The 1,473-nt window shown below is 34.8% G+C and carries 2 protein-coding genes; both read right to left on the bottom strand.

What is annotated here, in order from left to right:
- Positions 1-43 precede the first annotated feature (43 nt).
- The gene (locus tag ACWIX0_RS13535; protein ID WP_454174509.1) at positions 44-385 is read right to left on the bottom strand and encodes a hypothetical protein; all 342 of its coding nucleotides are present in this window, start codon (positions 383-385) and stop codon (positions 44-46) included.
- 125 nt (positions 386-510) lie between these two features.
- A complete protein-coding gene (locus ACWIX0_RS13540; RefSeq protein ID WP_454174510.1) occupies positions 511-1,362 on the bottom strand; it encodes a hypothetical protein in 852 nt (283 codons plus the stop codon).
- Between the last annotated feature and the right edge of the window lie 111 nt (positions 1,363-1,473).

Consider the following 1,473-nt stretch of genomic DNA (forward strand, 5'->3'; position numbering starts at 1 on the left):
GATTTTGTTTTTGTTTGTTTTTTTTCTTGCTTGCAAGGGATTTTTAGGTAGATAAAAGTTTAGTTTGCAAGGTGTTTAGCGATTCTAAAACGCGTTTGATTGCTACTAAATCTGTGCTTGGGGGGGGGGTGCTACATTGTGCTAAAAGCCTTGCTAACTCGGCTTGTTTTAAGGCTTCTTGCTTTTCTTTTTCTTGTTCTTGCTTGGTTTGCAAAAGAGAATCTAGCTCGGTTTGTTTTTTTGCTAGTTTTGCTTCGTATTGTTCTTGCAAGGCGATTAACTCATTAAGTGCTTTCTTTAGCGCATTGATTGCTATTGTATTGCCGTTGTGTGTGCTAAGATCGCGTATTCCATTTTCGATTTCTTGTATTTCTTGTTTATACATTTTTTGTCCTTTTTTAATAAGATTTGGTATAATGAGTTTTACAAAGCCCAGCGACTAGCTATAAAAACCTACCCAACTTATGGTAGCTAGGGACGCAAAAGCGGGACGCGTAGATAGTTGGTGCGTTATCCGTTCGGGCTTTTGATATATACTACCTCACTTTTTCCTTGAAATACTCCATTTATAACATTTTTTAACCTGTTGCTTCTCTCATCGTAGTAGTATGTTTTAAAATCTAAATTTCCGTTGTAATCTACTGCAATACTAAAGAGATTCATTACGCTTTCTTTGCCTTTTTTATCTTTGCTTAAAAATGGTTTGTAAAAATATATGCTTGGTTCTTTTTGTCCAGCTCGTTCGCCTTTTATTATAAAAAGTGGGTCTTGTAAAGTGTTAAAAAATCCGCCTTTTATATTTTCTCGGTTTTTATTGTTGGTATTTTTTGTAAAATGCTCATAAGCCTTATAGATTTTAACCTTTACAGGCTTATAAGGCGTATTGATGATGCCTATATTTCCTTTTTTATTATTGAAAATATCTTTAAATTCTGCATAATTTTTAAAGTTCGGTTTTGGCATCGGATTTAAAGCTATGTAGTTTTTGATTTTGTTGTAATCTACATAACTATTACTTGTAAATAGCTCTTGCAAAATATTATTTAACATATTTTTATCCTTTCTAGGTTTTGGATTTGCTATTGTATCCAAATTTGCATTCTTTGTTTGTGTGGTTTGATTTGCCATTGTTTCGTTATTTTGCGCAGGTTTAGCGTGGCTATGTTTGCCTTGCATTCTCTCTAGTAAGGCTTTAGCGCGTGGGCTTGTCTTAGCAAGTTTTTCTAGCCTTTTTGTGCTAATTTGTAGTCCTTTGCTTGCTAGCGCACCGCTTGCAAATCCTGCTAGAAATTTTTCAGGGCTAAAGCCTTTTTTGTTGCCATTTTCATCGTATTCTACCCCTGTTACGCTTCCACCTAGCACACCTCCCCCTAAAGTCGCGTTTGCGTGGTAAATGTTTGGATTGCTAGAATCAAATGTGCCTTTGCTAAACTTTAATATTTTTGCATTTCAAAAAATAATAAATCGTTGTTG

Source organism: Helicobacter sp. T3_23-1059, assembly GCF_053654515.1.

What these genes read in the sequence shown, in the direction of transcription:
- ACWIX0_RS13535 (WP_454174509.1), bottom strand. Translation starts at nt 385, where the DNA reads ATGTATAAACAAGAAATACAAGAAATCGAAAATGGAATACGCGATCTT.